Here is a 15646-nt window from a genome sequence, read left to right as displayed (position 1 = left end):
ATGAACAGCACGCTTATCCAGACAGACCGTTTCGCCTTGAGCGAAACCGAGCGCTCGGCCATCGAGCACGAGCTGCATCACTACGAAGACCCGCGCGCGGCGTCAATCGAAGCGCTGAAAATCGTCCAGAAGGAACGTGGCTGGGTGCCTGACGGCGCGCTCTACGCCATCGGCGAGATCCTTGGCATCCCCGCCAGTGACGTCGAAGGCGTGGCCACCTTCTATAGCCAGATCTTCCGCCAACCGGTGGGCCGCCACATCATTCGCGTCTGCGACAGCATGGTCTGCTACATCGGCGGCCATGAGTCCGTAGTCAGCGAAATCCAGAACACTCTCGGGATTGGCCTGGGCCAGACCACCGCCGACGGTCGTTTCACCCTGCTGCCTGTCTGCTGCCTCGGCAACTGCGACAAGGCACCGGCGTTGATGATTGACGACGACACTTTCGGTGATGTCCAGCCTACTGGCGTCGCCAAACTGTTGGAGGGCTACGTATGACCCTGACTTCCTTCGGCCCGGCCAACCGCATCCAGCGCTCGGCCGAAACCCACCCGCTGACCTGGCGCCTGCGTGACGACGGCGAAGCCGTATGGCTGGACGAGTACCAGGCCAAGAACGGTTATGCGGCCGCCCGCAAGGCGTTTGCCGACATGGCCCAGGACGATATCGTCCAGACCGTGAAGGACGCCGGCCTCAAGGGCCGCGGCGGCGCCGGCTTCCCTACGGGTGTGAAGTGGGGCCTGATGCCCAAGGACGAGTCCATCGATATCCGCTACCTGCTGTGCAACGCGGATGAAATGGAACCCAACACCTGGAAAGACCGCATGCTGATGGAGCAACTGCCCCATCTGCTGATCGAAGGCATGCTCATCAGCGCCCGCGCGCTGAAAACCTACCGCGGCTACATCTTCCTGCGCGGCGAATACACCACCGCCGCCAAGCACCTCAACCGTGCCGTACAGGAAGCCAAGGCCGCCGGCCTGCTGGGCAAGAACATCCTCGGCTCAGGTTTTGATTTCGAGCTGTTCGTGCACACCGGTGCCGGGCGCTACATCTGCGGTGAAGAAACCGCCCTCATCAACTCCCTCGAAGGCCGCCGCGCCAACCCTCGCTCCAAGCCGCCCTTCCCCGCCGCCGTGGGCGTGTGGGGCAAGCCCACGTGCGTAAACAACGTCGAAACCCTGTGCAACGTGCCGGCGATCATTGCCGACGGCGTGGACTGGTACAAATCCCTGGCCCGCGAAGGCAGCGAAGACATGGGCACCAAGCTCATGGGCTTCTCCGGCAAGGTCAAGAATCCGGGCCTGTGGGAACTGCCGTTCGGCATCACCGGCCGCGAGCTGTTCGAGGACTACGCCGGCGGCATGCGCGACGGCTTCAAGCTCAAGGCCTGGCAGCCTGGTGGTGCCGGTACCGGGTTCCTGCTGCCGGAACACCTGGACGCGCAAATGTACGCCGGCGGCATCGCCAAAGTGGGCACCCGCATGGGTACCGGCCTGGCGATGGCGGTAGACGACAGCGTCAACATGGTTTCGCTGCTGCGCAACATGGAGCAGTTCTTCGCCCGTGAATCCTGCGGTTTCTGCACCCCTTGCCGCGATGGCCTGCCCTGGAGCGTCAAGCTGCTGATGGCCATCGAGAAAGGCGAAGGCCAGCCCGGCGACATCGAGACCCTGCTGGGTCTGGTTGGTTTCCTCGGCCCAGGCAAGACCTTCTGTGCTCACGCACCGGGCGCCGTGGAGCCATTGGGCAGCGCGATCAAATACTTCCGTCCAGAGTTCGAAGCCGGCATCGCGCCCACCAGCGCCGCCGTCCCGCCCCTGGCAAGGCCGATCGTAGTCGGCGCGTAACGCTTAAACAGGCGAAGGGTCCGTGCCCCTCGCCTTTCGTGCGATGACGCCGCTAGCGGCTGTGTTGATTCGCACGCACAACAAGATTCCATTAGCCACGCCCGCTGACACCGGGCCAACGAAGAACTTTGAACCATGGCCACTATCCACGTAGACGGCAAAGCGCTCGAAGTCGACGGGGCGGACAACCTGTTACAGGCATGTCTGTCGCTAGGCCTCGATATCCCATACTTCTGCTGGCACCCTGCCCTGGGCAGCGTTGGCGCTTGCCGCCAGTGCGCGGTCAAGCAGTACACCGACGAAAACGACACCCGTGGTCGGATCGTTATGTCCTGCATGACCCCTGCCACCGACAACACCTGGATCTCCATCGACGATGATGAATCCAAGGCCTTTCGCGCCAGCGTTGTCGAATGGCTGATGACCAACCACCCCCACGACTGCCCGGTCTGTGAGGAAGGCGGTCACTGCCACCTGCAAGACATGACGGTAATGACCGGCCACAACGAGCGCCGTTACCGCTTCACCAAGCGTACCCACCAGAACCAGCAACTAGGCCCGTTCATTTCCCACGAGATGAACCGCTGCATCGCCTGCTACCGCTGCGTGCGCTTCTACAAGGACTACGCCGGCGGCACCGACTTGGGCGTATTCGGCGCCCACGACAACGTGTACTTCGGTCGCGTTGAAGACGGCGTGCTGGAAAGCGAGTTCTCCGGCAACCTCACCGAGGTCTGCCCGACCGGTGTGTTCACCGACAAGACTCACTCCGAGCGCTACAACCGCAAGTGGGACATGCAATTCGCCCCAAGCATCTGCCATGGCTGCTCCAGCGGTTGCAACATCTCCCCGGGCGAGCGCTACGGTGAACTGCGCCGCATCGAGAACCGCTTCAACGGCTCGGTGAACCAGTATTTCCTGTGCGACCGTGGCCGTTTCGGCTATGGCTACGTCAACCGCGAAGACCGCCCGCGCCAGCCGTTGTTGGCCGGTGGCGCCAAGTTGAGCCTGGACGAAGCGCTGGACAAGGCCGCCGACCTGCTGCGCGGCCGCAATATTGTCGGCATCGGCTCACCCCGCGCCAGCCTGGAAAGCAACTACGCCTTGCGTGAGCTGGTCGGTGCCGAGCACTTCTACAGCGGTATCGAAGCCGCTGAACTGGAGCGCATCCGCCTCGTCCTGCAGGTACTGAACGACAGCCCGCTGCCCGTGCCGAACATGCGCGACATCGAAGACCACGACGCGATCTTCGTGCTCGGTGAAGACCTGACCCAAACCGCCGCCCGTATCGCCCTGTCGCTGCGCCAGTCGGTCAAAGGCAAGGCCGAGGAAATGGCCGACGCCATGCGCGTCCAGCCCTGGCTCGACGCCGCGGTGAAAAACATCGGCCAGCACGCGCTCAACCCGCTGTTTATCGCCAGCCTGGCTGAAACCAAGCTCGACGACATCGCCGAAGAGTGCGTCCACGCCGCTCCCGACGACCTGGCACGCATCGGTTTCGCCGTGGCTCACGCCCTGGACGCCAGCGCCCCGGCCGTCGAAGGCCTGGACAGTGAAGCGCAGGCTCTGGCCCAACGCATCGCTGACGCCCTCCTTACCGCCAAGCGCCCACTGGTGATCGCCGGTACGTCCCTGGGCTCCAAAGCCCTGATCGAAGCGGCCGCCAACATCGCCAAGGCCCTCAAGCTGCGCGAGAAGAACGGCTCCATCAGCCTGATCGTGCCGGAAGCCAACAGCCTCGGCCTGGCCATGCTCGGTGGCGACTCCCTGGATGCAGCCCTGGACGCAGTGATCGGCGGCCAAGCCGACGCCATCGTGGTCCTGGAAAACGACCTGTTCACCCGCACCGACGCAGCCAAGGTCAACGCGGCCCTGGACGCGGCCAAAGTGCTGATCGTCGCCGACCACCAGAAAACCGCCACCAGCGAGCGCGCCCATCTGGTCTTGCCAGCGGCGAGCTTCGCCGAAGGCGACGGCACCCTCGTCAGCCAGGAAGGCCGCGCCCAGCGCTTCTTCCAAGTCTTCGACCCGCAATACATGGACGCCAGCATCCTGGTGCACGAAGGCTGGCGCTGGCTGCATGCCCTGCGCGCCACCCTGCTGAACCAGCCGATCGACTGGACCCAACTGGACCACGTCACCGCGGCCTGTGCCGCCAGCACACCGCAACTGGCGCGCATCGTCGATGCAGCACCGTCCGCGGCGTTCCGCATCAAGGGCCTGAAACTGGCCCGCGAACCGCTGCGCTACAGCGGTCGCACGGCCATGCGCGCTGACATCAGCGTGCACGAACCGCGCACCCCGCAGGACAAGGACACCGCGTTCGCCTTCTCCATGGAAGGCTACTCGGGCTCCGCCGAACCCCGTCAGCAGGTGCCGTTCGCCTGGTCGCCGGGCTGGAACTCGCCACAGGCCTGGAACAAGTTCCAGGACGAAGTCGGCGGCCACCTGCGCGCCGGCGACCCGGGCACCCGCCTGATCGAAAGCCGTGGCGATGCACTGGGCTGGTTCGCCAATGTGCCCCGCGCCTTCAACCCGGCCCCGGGCACCTGGCAAGCCGTGCCGTTCTTCCACCTGTTCGGCAGCGAGGAGAACTCCTCCAAAGCCGCCCCGGTGCAGGAACGCATCCCGGCTGCCTACGTGGCCCTGGCCAAATCCGAGGCAGATCGCCTGGGCGTGAATGACGGTGCCCTGCTGAGCTTGAACGTGGCGGGCACGACCCTGCGCCTGCCACTGCGCATCAACGAAGAACTGGGCGCGGGCCTGGTGGGCCTGCCTGCCGGTATCGCAGGCATTCCACCGGCGATTTTCGGCAAGCCCGTTGACGGTCTGCAGGAGGCAGCGCAATGAGTTGGTTCACCCCTGAAGTGATCGACACGATCATTGCGGTCATCAAGGCGATCGTGGTGCTGTTGGCCGTGGTCGTTGCCGGCGCCCTGCTCAGCTTCATCGAGCGGCGTTTGCTGGGCTGGTGGCAGGACCGCTACGGTCCGAACCGCGTAGGCCCGTTCGGCATGTTCCAGATCGCCGCCGACATGATAAAGATGTTCTTCAAGGAAGACTGGACGCCGCCGTTCGCCGACAAGGTGATCTTCACCCTGGCGCCAGTGGTGGCCATGAGTGCCTTGCTGATCGCTTTCGCGATCATCCCGATCACCCCGACCTGGGGCGTGGCGGATCTGAACATCGGCCTGCTGTTCTTCTTCGCCATGGCGGGGCTTTCGGTCTACGCGGTGCTGTTCGCCGGTTGGTCGAGCAACAACAAGTTTGCCCTGCTAGGCAGCTTGCGGGCCTCGGCCCAGACCGTGTCCTACGAAGTGTTCATGGGCCTGGCGCTGATGGGCATTGTGGTGCAGGTCGGCTCGTTCAACATGCGCGACATCGTGGAATACCAGGCGCAAAACCTGTGGTTCATCATTCCGCAGTTCTTCGGCTTCTGTACCTTCTTCATCGCTGGCGTGGCCGTGACTCACCGTCACCCCTTCGACCAACCGGAAGCGGAACAGGAACTGGCCGACGGCTACCACATCGAATACGCCGGCATGAAATGGGGCATGTTCTTCGTCGGTGAATACATCGGCATCATCCTGATCTCGGCGCTGTTGGTGACCCTGTTCTTCGGTGGCTGGCACGGTCCATTCGGCATCCTGCCGCAACTGGCCTTCGTCTGGTTCGCCTTGAAGACCGCGTTCTTCATCATGCTGTTCATCCTGCTGCGCGCTTCTATTCCGCGCCCGCGCTATGACCAGGTGATGGATTTCAGCTGGAGATTCTGCCTGCCGCTGACCCTGATTAATTTGCTGGTGACTGCTGCGGTTGTGTTGTGGAACACGCCAGCGGGCGCGGTTCAGTGAGGATTTGACCCATGTTCAAATATATTGGCGACATCGTTAAGGGTACCGGTACCCAGTTGCGAAGCCTGGCGATGGTGTTCGGCCACGGCTTTCGCAAACGCGACACCCTGCAATACCCGGAAGAAGCGGTGTACCTGCCGCCGCGCTATCGCGGTCGCATTGTCCTGACCCGCGACCCCGACGGCGAAGAGCGCTGCGTAGCCTGCAACCTGTGCGCCGTGGCGTGCCCGGTGGGCTGCATCTCGCTGCAAAAGGCCGAGACCGAGGACGGGCGCTGGTACCCGGAGTTTTTCCGCATCAACTTCTCGCGCTGCATTTTCTGCGGCCTCTGCGAGGAAGCCTGCCCGACCACCGCAATCCAGCTCACACCGGATTTCGAAATGGCCGAGTTCAAGCGTCAGGACCTGGTTTACGAGAAAGAAGATCTGCTGATCTCCGGCCCCGGCAAAAACCCTGACTACAACTTCTATCGCGTTGCCGGTATGGCCATCGCCGGTAAGCCTAAGGGCGCCGCGCAGAATGAAGCCGAACCGATCAACGTGAAGAGCTTGCTGCCTTAAGGAAGAAAGATGGAATTCGCTTTCTATTTCGCGTCGGGTATCGCTGTAGTTTCCACGCTTCGCGTGATTACCAACACCAACCCCGTGCACGCCCTGCTCTACCTGATTATTTCGCTGATCGCCGTGGCGATGACCTTTTTCAGCCTCGGCGCGCCATTTGCCGGGGTCCTGGAAGTGATCGCCTACGCCGGTGCCATCATGGTGCTGTTCGTGTTCGTGGTGATGATGCTGAACCTGGGCCCGGCCTCGGTTCAGCAAGAACGCGTCTGGCTCAAGCCTGGCATCTGGATCGGGCCGGTAATTCTCGGCACCCTGCTGCTGGCCGAACTGCTGTATGTGCTGTTCGCCAACCCGAGCGGTGCCAGCATCGGTCAAACCACCGTGGACGCCAAGGCCGTGGGCATCAGCCTGTTCGGTCCGTACCTGCTGGTGGTCGAACTCGCCTCGATGCTGCTGCTCGCCGCAGCCGTCACGGCGTTCCACTTGGGCCGCAATGAGGCGAAGGAGCAATAACATGCCTGCTATTCCCTTGGAACACGGCCTGGCCGTCGCCGGTATCCTGTTCTGCCTTGGCCTGGTCGGCCTGATGGTACGGCGCAACATCCTGTTCGTGCTAATGAGCCTGGAAATCATGATGAACGCCGCGGCATTGGCCTTCATCGTAGCGGGGGCCCGTTGGGCGCAGCCGGATGGACAGATCATGTTCATCCTGGTCATCAGCCTGGCAGCCGCCGAGGCCAGTATTGGCCTGGCAATCCTGCTGCAGCTGTATCGCCGCTTCCACACGCTTGATATCGATGCTGCCAGTGAGATGCGCGGATGAACCTTCTCTTTCTGACTTTCGTATTTCCCCTGATCGGTTTTCTGCTGCTGTCGTTCTCTCGCGGCCGCATTTCGGAAAACCTCGCCGCGCTGATTGGCGTCGGTTCCATTGGCCTGTCTGCCATCGTCACCGCTTATGTGATCTGGCAGTTCAACGTCGCACCGCCACCCGGCGGCCACTACACCCAGGTGCTGTGGCAGTGGATGGCGGTCGAAGGCTTCACCCCCAACTTCGCTCTGTACCTGGATGGCCTGTCGGTGACCATGCTCGGCGTGGTGGTGGGCGTGGGCTTCCTGATCCACCTGTTCGCATCCTGGTACATGCGCGGTGAAGCCGGTTACTCGCGCTTCTTCGCCTACACCAACCTGTTCATCGCCAGCATGCTGTTCCTGATCCTGGGCGATAACCTGTTGTTCCTGTACTTCGGCTGGGAAGGCGTGGGCCTGTGCTCGTACCTGTTGATCGGTTTCTACTACAGCAACCGCAACAACGGCAACGCAGCGCTCAAGGCCTTTATCGTCACCCGCATCGGCGACGTGTTCATGGCCATCGGCCTGTTCATTCTGTTCCAGCAACTGGGCACCCTGAATATCCAGGAACTGCTGGTGCTGGCACCGCAGAAATTCCAGGCCGGCGACTTCTGGATCACCCTGGCGACCCTGATGCTGCTGGGCGGTGCGGTCGGTAAATCGGCGCAACTGCCACTGCAAACCTGGCTGGCGGATGCGATGGCCGGCCCGACCCCGGTGTCGGCGCTGATCCACGCGGCGACCATGGTGACCGCCGGTGTCTACTTGATCGCCCGTACCCACGGTCTGTTCACCCTCGCGCCGGACATCCTGCACCTGGTGGGCGTGGTCGGTGGCGTGACCCTGGTGCTGGCCGGTTTTGCTGCACTGGTACAGACCGACATCAAGCGCATCCTCGCCTACTCGACCATGAGCCAGATCGGCTATATGTTCCTGGCCCTGGGCGTCGGCGCGTGGGAAGGCGCGATCTTCCACCTGATGACTCACGCGTTCTTCAAGGCCCTGCTGTTCCTCGCCTCCGGCGCGGTGATCGTGGCCTGCCACCATGAGCAGAACATCTTCAAGATGGGCGGCCTATGGAAGAAGCTGCCGCTGGCCTACGCCAGCTTCATCGTCGGCGGCGCGGCCCTGGCGGCCCTGCCACTGGTCACCGCAGGCTTCTACTCCAAGGACGAAATCCTCTGGGAAGCGTTCGCCAGTGGTAACCATGGCCTGCTCTACGCTGGCCTGGTGGGCGCGTTCATGACGTCGCTGTACACCTTCCGCCTGATCTTCATTGCGTTCCACGGTGAAGCCAAAACCCAAGCCCACGCCGGCCATGGCATTGCCCACTGGCTGCCGCTGTCGGTGCTGATCGTGCTGTCCACCTTCATCGGCGCCATGATTACCCCGCCGCTGGCCGGTGTGCTGCCACAAAGCGTCGGCCATGCTGGCGGCGACGCCAAGCACAGCCTGGAAATCGCCTCGGGCGCCATCGCCCTGGCCGGCATCCTGCTGGCTGCCCTGCTGTTCCTGGGCAAGCGCCGCTTCGTCAGCGCCATCGCCAACAGCAGCCTGGGCCGCGTACTTTCGGCCTGGTGGTTCGCGGCTTGGGGCTTCGACTGGATCTACGACAAGCTGTTCGTCAAGCCGTACCTCGCTATCAGCCACCTGCTGCGCAAAGACCCACTGGACCAGACCATTGGCCTGATCCCGCGTGCCGCCAAAGGGGGCCACAACGCCCTGAGCCGCACCGAAACCGGTCAACTGCGTTGGTATGCCGCGTCCATGGCGGCCGGTGCTGTGCTGGTGATCGGCGCCATCGTTTTGGTAGCGGTCTGATATGAACCTTGCGACATTGCGAAAGGAATTGAGCCCGTCATGATTCTGCCTTGGCTAATCCTGATCCCCTTTATCGGCGGCTTCCTGTGCTGGATGGCGGAGCGTTTCAGCTCCACCCTGCCACGCTGGATTGCATTGCTGACCATGACCCTGGAACTCGCGCTCGGCCTCTGGCTGTGGACCCAGGGTGACTATTCACTGGCCCCGGCGCCTGGTGCCGACCCGACCTGGGCGCTTGAGTTCAAGCACCTCTGGATCGAGCGCTTCGGCATCAGCGTGCACCTGGCCCTCGACGGCCTGTCGCTGCTGATGATCCTGCTCACCGGCCTGCTGGGTATCCTCTCGGTACTGTGCTCGTGGAAGGAAATCCAGCGTCACGTGGGCTTCTTCCACCTGAACCTGATGTGGATCCTGGGCGGTGTGGTCGGCGTGTTCCTGGCGCTGGACCTGTTCATGTTCTTCTTCTTCTGGGAAATGATGCTGGTGCCGATGTATTTCCTCATCGCGCTCTGGGGTCACAGCTCCTCGGACGGCAAGAAGACGCGGATCTACGCAGCGACCAAGTTCTTCATCTTCACCCAGGCCTCGGGCCTCATCATGCTGGTGGCGATCCTCGGCCTGGTGCTGGTCAACTTCAACAACACCGGCGTGATTACCTTCAACTACGCCGACCTGTTGAAGACCCAGATGTCGGCAACCACCGAATACATCCTGATGCTCGGTTTCTTCATCGCCTTCGCGGTGAAGCTGCCGGTGGTGCCGTTCCACTCCTGGCTGCCTGACGCTCATGCCCAGGCACCGACCGCCGGTTCCGTGGACCTGGCCGGCATCCTGCTCAAGACCGCTGCCTATGGTCTGCTGCGTTTCGCCCTGCCGCTGTTCCCCAATGCCTCGGCCGAGTTCGCGCCAATCGCCATGACCCTGGGTCTGGTGGGGATCTTCTACGGTGCATTCCTGGCCTTCGCCCAGACCGACATCAAGCGCCTGATCGCCTTCTCCAGCGTTTCCCACATGGGTTTCGTGCTGATCGGCATCTACTCCGGCAGCCAGATCGCCCTGCAAGGCGCGGTGATCCAGATGCTGGCCCACGGTGTCTCGGCGGCAGCGCTGTTCATCCTCAGCGGCCAACTGTACGAACGCCTGCACACCCGTGACATGCGCGAGATGGGTGGCCTGTGGTCCCGCATCGCCTACCTGCCGGCTATCAGCCTGTTCTTCGCGGCCGCCTCCCTGGGCCTGCCAGGCACCGGTAACTTCGTCGGCGAGTTCCTGATCCTGATCGGCACATTCGTCAGCGCCCCGTGGATCACCGCGATCGCCACCAGTGGCCTGGTGTTCGGCTCGGTCTACTCGCTCATCATGATCCACCGTGCCTACTTCGGCCCGTCCAAGTCGGATGCGGTGCTACATGGCCTGGACGCACGCGAACTGATTATGGTGCTGGGCCTTGCGGTGCTGTTGATCTACATCGGCGTCTACCCGCAACCGTTCCTCGATACCTCCGCCGCCACCATGCAAGGTGTGCAGCAATGGTTCGGTACCGCCTTCACTCAACTCGCTTCGGCCCGGTAAGAGCGCTATGGAATTCACGAGTCAACACTTTATCGCGCTGGCGCCGCTGCTGATTACCAGCCTCACCATCATCGTGGTGATGCTGGCGATCGCCTGGCGTCGTAACCACTCACAGACCTTCCTGATTTCAGTGGCCGGTCTCAACCTGGCGTTGCTGTCGATCCTCCCGGCGTTGAAAGTCGCGCCCCTGGCCGTGACGCCCCTGCTGTTGGTGGACAACTTCGCCTGCCTGTACATGGCGCTGATCCTGGTCGCCACCCTGGCCTGCGTCACCCTCGCCCACGCCTACCTCGGCGAAGGCGGCACCGGTTACCCAGGCAACCGCGAAGAGCTGTACCTGCTCATCCTGATGTCCGCCGCCGGCGGCCTGGTGCTGGTCAGCGCGCAACACCTGGCCGGCCTGTTCATCGGCCTGGAACTGCTCTCGGTACCGGTTTATGGCTTGGTGGCCTACGCCTTCTTCAACAAGCGCTCCCTGGAAGCCGGCATCAAGTACATGGTGCTGTCGGCGGCCGGTTCCGCGTTCCTGTTGTTCGGCATGGCCCTGCTCTACGCCGAAGCGGGCAGCCTGAGCTTCAGCGGTATCGGCTTGGCGCTGGAAGCCACGGGCGTGCCGGCACCGATCGCCCAGCTAGGTCTGGCGATGATGCTGATCGGCCTGGCCTTCAAGCTGTCGCTGGTACCGTTCCACCTCTGGACCCCGGACGTCTACGAAGGCGCCCCGGCCCCGGTGGCGGCGTTCCTGGCCACCGCGGCGAAAGTCGCGGTGTTCGCGGTAATGGTGCGTCTGTTCCAGATTTCCCCGGCAGCCAACACCGCCGTGCTGAGCAACGTGCTGACGGTCATTGCCATCGCCTCGATCCTGTTCGGTAACCTGCTGGCGCTGACCCAGAGCAACCTCAAGCGTCTGCTGGGTTACTCCTCCATCGCCCACTTCGGTTACCTGCTGATCGCCCTGGTGGCCAGCAAGGGCCTGGCGCTGGAAGCCATCGGCGTCTACCTGGTCACCTACGTCATCACCAGCCTGGGCGCGTTCGGCGTGATTACCCTGATGTCCTCGCCATACAAGGGCCGCGACGCGGATGCCCTGTACGAGTACCGCGGCCTGTTCTGGCGCCGTCCGTACCTGACCGCCGTATTGACCGTGATGATGCTGTCCCTGGCCGGCATTCCCCTCACAGCAGGTTTCATCGGTAAGTTCTACATCATCGCCACCGGCGTCGAAGCCCACCAATGGTGGCTGCTGGGCGCCCTGGTCATGGGTAGCGCCATCGGCGTCTTCTACTACCTGCGGGTGATGGTGACGCTGTTCCTGGTCGAGCCGAGCCTGCGTCGCCACGATGCCCAGTTGCATTGGGAACAGAAGGCAGGTGGCGTGATGCTGCTGGCCATCGCCGCCCTGGCATTCTTCCTCGGCGTGTACCCGCAACCCCTGCTGGAACTGGTGCAGCAGGCCGGTCTCGCTGGCTGACCGCTACCGCGCCAATACAAACGGCACCTTCGGGTGCCGTTTTTGCGTCTGGGCAATGCTGCAGGAATAGTCTGGGTGCCAGGCGTAAAAAACCTCGGCGGCGGCATTCTCCCGGTATCTGCCACCACGCGGTGCTGAATCTTCTCCTGGCCCGCCCCGCAAAGCCCTGCGTTCAAAGTCGAGTTTCATACGAAGGCTTACCTGCGGTGCCGGTTTTCTGCGCGCGCTCCCCCGCCCTAACCCCCTGTCCAGGCCTGTAATCAGCCCTTTTCCCCTGCATAAAAGCCCCATCACATAACCCCGAGGCACTTCAACTGCGCAATTGAAAGTACTTTTTAGAGCACGGATTAATAATGCACCCAGACACTTTTTGTCATTTTTGACCAAGGCAAGTTCCTCCTTTAAGTTGTTTTCGTGGCTGCAACAGCGCACCACTCAATAACAAGAGGATTACATCATGGGTTATATGTCTCAGTTCAACGCCAATACCATCGCCGATATCGAACAACAAGAACTGCAAAGCGAAGAGCAACTAAAAGACGAACTGCAACTGACTGAAGCAGAACAGTCCGAACTGGAAGCCGAGTAACCCCTCTGGGGGAAGTGCCCGCCGCTTCCCCCTTGCCTTCAGGGATCCCACCATGGACGCCAATACCGTAACCGAACGCGAACTGAGCCTGGCGCAAGCCCATCAGCGCCTGCACCAAGAGCTCGCCACCCTGAAACTGCAGGCCAATACCCGCACTCTGGGCAACCACATCGTCTCGGTGCAGGCCACCCTCGGGCACTGCCCGCAACAACCGCAGGCCCGCGGAGGCGGCAAGGGTTTGCTCGAACACGCCCGGGTCGGCGCACTGTATGAAGCCCTGGAACACTATCTAAGCGAACAGTGCGACACTCTGGCCATACACTTTAAAGATGCCAGTTACTTGCGCAACAATGCACTTTTCCATGACGACAGCGTTTTAAATCCACTGATCGAAAACAATGCGCAAGGCTTCGCCTGCCGAACTTACACCAGCCACCTGGACAACCGCAGCTTTTCCTATCCGCTCGTACTTAGTTCCAACCTTTATGCACAAAACCCCGTGCCGGGCGACGCCACGGACTACCGCAGCCTGCGCCGCTATGGCAGCAACAGCGGCACCGCCATTGGCGCAACCCCTGATGAAGCCGTGCTGCACGCCATCAACGAGTGCATCGAGCGCGACGCTGTTTCGCTGTTTTTGCTCGACCACTTCTATTACCAGAACCCTGTGCCGCTAAAACGGGTGGTGCGACCGCCCCTGGCCGAACCCTGTGGCCAACGCTGGGCCCAAGTGGAAGCGGAGATCGGTGCGCCAGTGGTGCTGCTGGACATCAGCAGCGAATTCATCGCCAAAACTTACCTGGCGTTCAGCCTCGCCCCGAGCCCGCTGCCCCGGGTGTTCGGCTCGGGCACGTCCCTGGACGGCCAACACGCCGCCTGGCGGGCGTTGAGCGAATTGACCCAGGTCCACCTCAACAGTGCGCAGGCCCAAATGCAGCAGCAACTGCGCGCCGCCCAAGGGGCGCTGCGCCGCTTTTCGCGCTTGCAGCGCTGCCTGCAATTCGACGCACCGAGCCTGCTGGCACGTGCCCGCCAGTGCGAGGTCGAACTGCCCAACGCCGCGCCACAGCCCACCCTGGCCCGGCAGATTCACCTATTGGCCGAAGACCTACACCGTCACCACCGCACGCTCGGCGTCTCAACCCTGTACCACAGCGCGTTGGGCACGACCCTGGCAAACGTGGTCATTCCCGGGCTGGAACGGTTCTATATCGTTTCCAGCGGCAACGTGGTGGTGCCGCAGGAGCGTGGCCGACGCCTGGCCCCCACCTCGGCACAAGGAATCGCCGCCCATGGCTGAACAGGCGTTGCAGCCACCGGCCCTGCCGGGGCAATGGGCCCATTTCATGGAGCCCCTAGGGCCGGGGCTCAATCAGTTCTTTATCGTCAAGGTGGGGGGCCGAGACTGGATCGGGCGCAAGGTGCTGCAAAAAAACGACAAGGGGCTCTGGAAGTCCTCCAGCATTATCGAACCCGACATGCTGTTCGGTCGGCTGGGACATCTGCATTGGAGCAACGAAGGCGTGGAGTGCAGCTTCCTGACCGCTAGCGCCACCGAAAAGCACCGGGTGTTCGCCCGCGCCCTGACCCGGGCGGGCAACGAGCTGTATTTTCCATTCCCGGTGCTCGAAACCAGCGGCCAGGAATTCACCTGCCCCGCCGATTACTGGCAATGCAACCCATCACTGGCCAGCCGTCTGGACGCGGAGGAAGAGCATTTTCGCCAGCACTGCATCCGCATCCTCAAGACCCTGACCTGCCCCGGCGCCACCCTTTACGACCCGGCCTGCTCCACGGGCACCTTCATCGCCAGCCTCGCCACCGCCCTACCCGGGCGGCGTTGCGTGGGGGCCGACTGTTCGGCCTCGATGATTAGGCACGCCAGTGCTCGCCATCGGGCGCCGGGCCTGGAGTTCCACCTGATGGACGCGACGCGGGGCGCTGTCGCCGGGCTGACCTGCGATGTGTTGATCCTGCGGTTTCTCAATGCCGAGGTGGTGACCCGCGCCACCGCCACACGCCTGCTGGTGCATTTGTGCGGTTGCCTTAACCCGGGGGCGCGAATCATCGTTTTCGGCCATACCCCGGTGCTGCCAGACATTCCGTTGATGGCCCGGCAATTGGGGTTGAACCTGGTCTCCTGCGTAGCGGCGCGCCCGGGGCGCACCGAACTGTTCCAGTTCTACCTACTGGAGGCCTTGGCCCCATGAGGCCCTCGCTAGACACGGGTTACTACGCTACGGAGGACGGCCACTGCCTGTACTGGGAACGCCACGGGCCCAGCCACGCCGCGCCGGTTTTTTTCCTCCACGGCGGCCCCGGGGGTTATTGCAGCCCACAGCACCTTAGGTTTTTCGACCTTGAACAGTGGCAGGTAGTTGTGTTCGATCAACGCGGCTGCGGGCGCTCGCGCCCCCGGGGCGAAACCCGCAACAACAGCACCGCTCACTCGGTTGCCGATATCGACGCCCTGCGCCGGCACCTGGGCCTGGCACGCATCAACCTGCTGGGGGTGTCCTGGGGCAGTTGGCTGGCGGTGCAATACCAACAGCAATTTGCCGAGCATGTGGCGCGTTGCGTGCTGGTGTCGCTGTTTGTGCCCAGTGCCGAGCACGTCGCCGAGCACGAACGGATGATGAACCAACGCCTGGGCCAGTTGCAGGCAAGATGGGATATGGCAGCGGTGCTGGCCGACCTGCGCCAGGGCAACCCACAGGTGCGGCGCCGGGCGGCGCTGCACTGGGCACAGGCGAACGCCAGCACCCTGGCCGCCAAAGCCCTGCACGCTTTTGTCGACGATCACGCCATCGACGCCATGACCCTGGAACTGCATTTCCATCAGCAGGGCTACTTCTTTGACGAAGGCCAGCCCATCAGGCTGTCCGCCGACACCCTGGCCATCCAGGGCATCCACGACCGTTGCGGCATGGCCAGCCTGCGCTGGTTGCGCCAGCACGGCACCTTGCCTGCACGCCTGCTGCGCGCCGGGCACAACGCCCTGGCGCCCAACCTGCTGCGGGCGGTGCGCCAAGCCCTCGACGCCCCGCCGCCATTGCTGCCGTAGCAAGCGGGCTCGC

The 15646-nt window shown here is 62.9% G+C and carries 14 protein-coding genes; all 14 read left to right on the top strand.

The annotated features are described in order from the left end of the window. The 14 genes from nuoE (at position 1) to AC19YR_RS13460 (ending at position 15633) form a co-directional block, all read left to right on the top strand. Entirely contained in the window at positions 1-498 is a 498-nt protein-coding gene (gene nuoE / locus AC19YR_RS13525) for an NADH-quinone oxidoreductase subunit NuoE (RefSeq protein WP_095109952.1), read from the top strand. Further along, complete coding sequence (nuoF, locus tag AC19YR_RS13520; protein WP_095109953.1) at positions 495-1850, top strand: NADH-quinone oxidoreductase subunit NuoF; 1356 nt, start codon at positions 495-497, stop codon at positions 1848-1850. The genes nuoE and nuoF overlap by 4 nt, the downstream gene beginning before the upstream one ends. A 135-nt stretch (positions 1851-1985) precedes the next feature. Then, positions 1986-4700: an NADH-quinone oxidoreductase subunit NuoG gene (gene nuoG, locus AC19YR_RS13515; RefSeq protein ID WP_500598808.1), complete on the top strand. Its 2715-nt coding sequence runs from the start codon at positions 1986-1988 to the stop codon at positions 4698-4700. Then, positions 4697-5704 (top strand): NADH-quinone oxidoreductase subunit NuoH, encoded by a 1008-nt coding sequence (gene nuoH / locus AC19YR_RS13510; RefSeq protein ID WP_095109955.1) that lies wholly within the window; start codon positions 4697-4699, stop codon positions 5702-5704. Before nuoG ends, nuoH begins: the two co-directional genes overlap by 4 nt. A gap of 11 nt (positions 5705-5715) precedes the next feature. Beyond that, entirely contained in the window at positions 5716-6264 is a 549-nt protein-coding gene (gene nuoI / locus AC19YR_RS13505) for an NADH-quinone oxidoreductase subunit NuoI (protein WP_095109956.1), read from the top strand. A gap of 9 nt (positions 6265-6273) precedes the next feature. Next, entirely contained in the window at positions 6274-6777 is a 504-nt protein-coding gene (gene nuoJ / locus AC19YR_RS13500) for an NADH-quinone oxidoreductase subunit J (RefSeq protein WP_095109957.1), read from the top strand. 1 nt (position 6778) lies between these two features. Beyond that, on the top strand, positions 6779-7087 hold the full coding sequence (nuoK, locus tag AC19YR_RS13495) for an NADH-quinone oxidoreductase subunit NuoK (protein WP_038612823.1): 309 nt from the start codon (positions 6779-6781) through the stop codon (positions 7085-7087). Beyond that, complete coding sequence (gene nuoL / locus AC19YR_RS13490) at positions 7084-8937, top strand: NADH-quinone oxidoreductase subunit L (protein WP_500598805.1); 1854 nt, start codon at positions 7084-7086, stop codon at positions 8935-8937. Before nuoK ends, nuoL begins: the two co-directional genes overlap by 4 nt. Before the next feature lie 39 nt (positions 8938-8976). Further along, the gene (gene nuoM / locus AC19YR_RS13485) at positions 8977-10509 is read left to right on the top strand and encodes an NADH-quinone oxidoreductase subunit M (protein ID WP_095109959.1); all 1533 of its coding nucleotides are present in this window, start codon (positions 8977-8979) and stop codon (positions 10507-10509) included. A 7-nt stretch (positions 10510-10516) separates the two neighbouring features. Further along, the gene (gene nuoN / locus AC19YR_RS13480; RefSeq protein ID WP_095109960.1) at positions 10517-11980 is read left to right on the top strand and encodes an NADH-quinone oxidoreductase subunit NuoN; all 1464 of its coding nucleotides are present in this window, start codon (positions 10517-10519) and stop codon (positions 11978-11980) included. A 457-nt stretch (positions 11981-12437) separates the two neighbouring features. Further along, entirely contained in the window at positions 12438-12569 is a 132-nt protein-coding gene (locus AC19YR_RS13475) for a hypothetical protein (RefSeq protein ID WP_256576621.1), read from the top strand. A 52-nt stretch (positions 12570-12621) separates the two neighbouring features. After that, positions 12622-13869 carry a YcaO-like family protein gene (locus tag AC19YR_RS13470; RefSeq protein WP_500598802.1) on the top strand — a complete coding sequence of 416 codons (1248 nt, stop codon included), beginning with the start codon at positions 12622-12624 and terminating at the stop codon, positions 13867-13869. Beyond that, positions 13862-14779 carry a class I SAM-dependent methyltransferase gene (locus tag AC19YR_RS13465; protein WP_500598801.1) on the top strand — a complete coding sequence of 306 codons (918 nt, stop codon included), beginning with the start codon at positions 13862-13864 and terminating at the stop codon, positions 14777-14779. The genes AC19YR_RS13470 and AC19YR_RS13465 overlap by 8 nt, the downstream gene beginning before the upstream one ends. Further along, positions 14776-15633, top strand: coding sequence for an alpha/beta fold hydrolase (locus AC19YR_RS13460; RefSeq protein ID WP_500598800.1), 858 nt, complete (start codon positions 14776-14778; stop codon positions 15631-15633). Before AC19YR_RS13465 ends, AC19YR_RS13460 begins: the two co-directional genes overlap by 4 nt. Positions 15634-15646: the final 13 nt, after the last annotated feature.

This window comes from Pseudomonas sp. MF08817, assembly GCF_059862705.1.
This window is presented reverse-complemented; position numbering and strand designations above follow the sequence as displayed.

What these genes read in the sequence shown, in the direction of transcription:
- nuoJ (WP_095109957.1), top strand. Translation starts at nt 6,274, where the DNA reads ATGGAATTCGCTTTCTATTTCGCGTCGGGTATCGCTGTAGTTTCCACG.
- nuoH (WP_095109955.1), top strand. Translation starts at nt 4,697, where the DNA reads ATGAGTTGGTTCACCCCTGAAGTGATCGACACGATCATTGCGGTCATC.
- nuoL (WP_500598805.1), top strand. Translation starts at nt 7,084, where the DNA reads ATGAACCTTCTCTTTCTGACTTTCGTATTTCCCCTGATCGGTTTTCTG.
- AC19YR_RS13470 (WP_500598802.1), top strand. Translation starts at nt 12,622, where the DNA reads ATGGACGCCAATACCGTAACCGAACGCGAACTGAGCCTGGCGCAAGCC.
- nuoN (WP_095109960.1), top strand. Translation starts at nt 10,517, where the DNA reads ATGGAATTCACGAGTCAACACTTTATCGCGCTGGCGCCGCTGCTGATT.
- nuoE (WP_095109952.1), top strand. Translation starts at nt 1, where the DNA reads ATGAACAGCACGCTTATCCAGACAGACCGTTTCGCCTTGAGCGAAACC.
- nuoM (WP_095109959.1), top strand. Translation starts at nt 8,977, where the DNA reads ATGATTCTGCCTTGGCTAATCCTGATCCCCTTTATCGGCGGCTTCCTG.
- AC19YR_RS13465 (WP_500598801.1), top strand. Translation starts at nt 13,862, where the DNA reads ATGGCTGAACAGGCGTTGCAGCCACCGGCCCTGCCGGGGCAATGGGCC.
- AC19YR_RS13460 (WP_500598800.1), top strand. Translation starts at nt 14,776, where the DNA reads ATGAGGCCCTCGCTAGACACGGGTTACTACGCTACGGAGGACGGCCAC.
- nuoG (WP_500598808.1), top strand. Translation starts at nt 1,986, where the DNA reads ATGGCCACTATCCACGTAGACGGCAAAGCGCTCGAAGTCGACGGGGCG.
- nuoF (WP_095109953.1), top strand. Translation starts at nt 495, where the DNA reads ATGACCCTGACTTCCTTCGGCCCGGCCAACCGCATCCAGCGCTCGGCC.
- nuoI (WP_095109956.1), top strand. Translation starts at nt 5,716, where the DNA reads ATGTTCAAATATATTGGCGACATCGTTAAGGGTACCGGTACCCAGTTG.
- nuoK (WP_038612823.1), top strand. Translation starts at nt 6,779, where the DNA reads ATGCCTGCTATTCCCTTGGAACACGGCCTGGCCGTCGCCGGTATCCTG.
- AC19YR_RS13475 (WP_256576621.1), top strand. Translation starts at nt 12,438, where the DNA reads ATGGGTTATATGTCTCAGTTCAACGCCAATACCATCGCCGATATCGAA.